Below are 3,591 nucleotides of genomic sequence, written 5' to 3'. Positions count from 1 at the left end.
CAAGCAGGCCCTGCTGCAGGCCGTCAACGGCGTCACCGCCGCCATCTTCGCCTCCACCCCCCCGCAACGCCTCCTCAACATCCTCTGGTGGGGCGCCGCGCCTGAATGGGTTGAGACACCGGAGAAGGCCGCGCGTTACGGCACATTGATGGCTATTCTTGCCGACACGATCCTTGCTTCCCTGCCCAAAGGCCGGTCTGCCCTGGATGCTTCTCTCCGCTCCAAGCTCTGCGATGTCGCGCAAACCTTTTCAGGTGTTGCGGGCCTTGAGGACCGCGCCGCTCAGCTGATCGCCACGGCGCAGCCCTCCCGCGCGGCCTAAAGGTCAGGGCGCTTCGATCAGCGCAGCTCCATCGCGCACCACGACCCTTCCGTGCTTGACCACAAGAGCGCGGGAGGGACGAGCGGCGACGGCCTCTGCCACCGTTTCGGCGTCCACCAGCACCAGATCAGCCCAACAACCCGGCTGCAGCCCGTAATCCTGCAGGGCCATCACCTCGGCACCACCTCGAGTGCATATGTCGAGTGCAAGCTCGACATCCTCGTCGCGGCGGAAATTGTTGCGCAGCCCGAGGAGCATGGCGCGCTCCAGCATGTCGGCATTGCCGTATGGACCCCAGGTATCGCGAATGCCGTCCGAGCCCGCACAAAGCCGAATACCCATCTGGCGCAGGATTTGAGCGGAGGGCACAGGACGGCTGGCGGGAGCGGTTGTGGCAATCGCAATGTCGAGCTCGGCTATGGCTTCCAGCAGTGGTTTGACGAGGGCGGGATCGGGATCGCCCAGGCAGAAGGCATGGCTCACCGTCACCTGACCCTGCATGCCGAGGGCACGCGTCCGCTCAATGATCAGTTCCAGGCTAAAGGCGCCGAGTTGGCCGGGCTCGTGCAAGTGGATGTCGACGGGCTTGCCGAAAGCCTCGGCGAGACCAAACACGACATCCAGATGGCCCTTCGGGTCACGGTCGATGCCACAGGGATCGAGGCCTCCTACAATATCGCCTCCCATGCGCATCGCCTCCTCCATCAACGCTGCGACGCCAGGGCGTATCATCAGCCCGGATTGTGGAAAGACGACGATTTCCATATCCATCACATCGGCATAGCCGTCACGGGTGAGGAGTACACCCTCCATCCCTGCCAATCGGACGGCATCATCAACATCGACATGGGTGCGGATGGCCGTGGTGCCCATGCGCAGGGACTGAACCAACTGCCGCGCCGATTGTCGCGCGGGATCAATGTCCCATTCCTTCTTCAAACGGCGCTCGGTCTCGATCTTGTCGATCAGCCGAGGGCCTGCCTGATGGCGGCGCCAGCCCATGCCCCACAACGACTTGTCCAGATGCGTGTGCGCTTCAACAAAACCGGGGAGGGCCAGCAGACCACGGCCATCCTCCTCGGCAATGCCGGGTGCCTGCAGGCCCGGTTCCAGAACAACAATGCGGCCTTCGCGGATCAGCAGATCAAGCGCAGCCGTGCCCATGGGGCGGACGTTGCGCAGCAGAAGGTCGTTGGTCATTCTCGGTGCTTCCTCTCGCGTCCCATTGACGGCGTACGGTAGAATCGTCGATGAGAAGTGTCGACCGGAACGGCGGCGGCCGAGATGCATGCAGATGACCCGTGGAAACGGGGCCCCGCCACGCCTTCCCGCCTTTTTCTCGTATCTCGGGGAATGCTGATGCCGCAGCAGGCCCCTCCGGCTTCATGATGTTCTCGCCGGCTGACCGTTTGGAAGCATCTGCGGACCTCAACGCCGAAGCAGGAGCAAGGCATGATAGACACCAAAAGCTTCGATTTCTCCGCGCTTACGGCGCGCGAGCGCTACAAGATCCTGATTGGTACAGTGATCCCGCGCCCGATCGCCTGGGTTACCACGGCCAATCGTGAAGGACAGGCAAATGCCGCCCCGTTCAGCTTCTTCAACTGTCTTTCCGCGGATCCGGCTATCATAGCTCTAGGCGTCGAATTCCGTCCGGATGGCGCGCCAAAGGACACCGGGCGCAACATCCGCGAGGCTGGTTGCTTCACGGTCAACATCGTGTCGGACGCCTTGGTAGAAGCCATGAATATCTGTGCCGTACCTTTCGGGCCGGAGGTCAGTGAACTGGACGAAGCGGGGCTTGAGCTGTGCGCCGGCCATGCCGTCACCTCGCCGCGGATCGCTCTGGCCCCTGCCGCACTGGAATGCAGGCTGCATTCCTTCCTGGAAGTCGGCGCTTCCCGCGAGATCATTCTGGGAGAGGTGGTGCACGCGCATCTGCGCGCCGATGCGGTTGATGACCGGCTGCATGTTGATGCGCAGCTCATGGATGCAGTGGGACGCCTTGGTGGACATGGTTATGCCACGACGCGCCAGCGCTTCGATCTGCCGACCATGAGTGTTGCGGATTACCGTGCCGGGCGGATTGCCGCCCGACGCGGGTAGTCGATTCAGGATGGGACGCCAGGCGCGGGTGATTCGGCACCATCCATCGTCAAGATGGCTACAGGATCAGCTCCACATGTAATCCGAGCTGCTCAACCAGGTTACGCCACTGATCGTCAGCTTTGTCACGGAACCATCGGAAGCGCGAAGGCTCCATTCATCGCCGCTTCGGTTAAGATAGGTTCCGTCGCCAAATCCGCGGAAATCAATTTTGTCACCTTCCCAGCGGCGGAAGTCGGTGATGGTATTGTGACCGGCACCTTTCTCGATCACAAAGGTGTCGGCACCGCCGCCGCCCGTGAGGATGTTGTTACCACCCTTGCCGTTGAGCACGTTCGGCGCATCATTCCCAATGATGATGTTGTCGAGATTGTTGCCCGTTCCTCTGGACCAGCTCTGGCCGTAGAAGGTCAGGTTCTCGACATGATCGGGCAGCGTATAGCTTCCGAGCCAGGTCACGACGGTGTCGGTGCCGCCGCCTGCGGTCTCGATGACCTTGTCGCCCGGATGCATGACGTAATAGGTGTCATCACCCTTGCCGCCGCGCATGGTTTCGCCGGCCCTGCCACTGGACTGATGCCAGTCATTGCCATCGGTGCCAGTCCAATTCGATCCGCCCCAGGACTGCGTCGTCCACGCCGCACTCGCCTTGGCGCCGGTGGAAGCTCCGCCATTATCGGAACCCGTTCCGCCCGCGCTGCCAGCAGACCCGCCACTACCGGAGTTGACCGGAGGGCTAGCTCCGAAGCTGGGTTCGGTGGAGTTCCAGTTGCGGAACTCGGATTTATAGGCCGAGCCAGTGTTCCAATCGCTGCCATCGGACAAACGGCCCGGATACTGGGCGTTCGAGTCCCAGTACGACTGGTACACCACGTTGTGGCTCTCAAACCAGTCCGCGGCCGCCTTGATGAAGCCGGACGCATTGTTGCCTTGCGCCCCCCACTCCGAATAGGCAGTGGGCTTGCCATGCGCCTTGGCGAAATCCTCCAGCCACTGCAGCCCGTACTTCTGATCACGGACATGCTCGAAGGCTTTGGCGGAATCCCAGTTCTGCCATTGCGGATTGAAGTAGAAATCCATGCCGACGATGTCGACATAGTGGTCGCCGGGATAGGCCTTGGCCGGGTCCATCCCGCCATAGGCTTCGTTCACGTTCCACTCGA

General features: G+C 61.9%; 4 protein-coding genes. 2 read left to right on the top strand and 2 right to left on the bottom strand.

Going from position 1 to position 3,591, the window contains the following annotated elements; translation table 11 throughout:
- A partial coding sequence (locus tag ACFOD4_RS19450) for a hypothetical protein (protein WP_379599132.1) occupies positions 1-322 on the top strand: 322 nt, incomplete at its 5' end.
- 3 nt (positions 323-325) lie between these two features.
- Here ACFOD4_RS19450 and ACFOD4_RS19445 read toward each other — a convergent pair.
- Positions 326-1,522 carry an amidohydrolase family protein gene (locus ACFOD4_RS19445; protein ID WP_379599131.1) on the bottom strand — a complete coding sequence of 399 codons (1,197 nt, stop codon included), beginning with the start codon at positions 1,520-1,522 and terminating at the stop codon, positions 326-328.
- A 252-nt stretch (positions 1,523-1,774) separates the two neighbouring features.
- Here ACFOD4_RS19445 and ACFOD4_RS19440 point away from each other — a divergent pair, with 252 nt between their 5' ends.
- Positions 1,775-2,428 (top strand): flavin reductase family protein, encoded by a 654-nt coding sequence (locus ACFOD4_RS19440; RefSeq protein ID WP_379599129.1) that lies wholly within the window; start codon positions 1,775-1,777, stop codon positions 2,426-2,428.
- 66 nt (positions 2,429-2,494) lie between these two features.
- On the opposite strand, the gene ACFOD4_RS19435 is transcribed toward ACFOD4_RS19440, so the two are convergent.
- The coding region (locus ACFOD4_RS19435; protein ID WP_379599127.1) for a glycosyl hydrolase at positions 2,495-3,591 on the bottom strand (1,097 nt) is incomplete at its 5' end.

This window comes from Teichococcus globiformis (genome assembly GCF_042646265.1).
Classification (GTDB): Bacteria; Pseudomonadota; Alphaproteobacteria; order Acetobacterales; family Acetobacteraceae; genus Pseudoroseomonas; species Pseudoroseomonas globiformis.
Note: the sequence above shows the minus strand (reverse complement) of the source record. Positions and strands in the feature narration are given on the sequence as shown.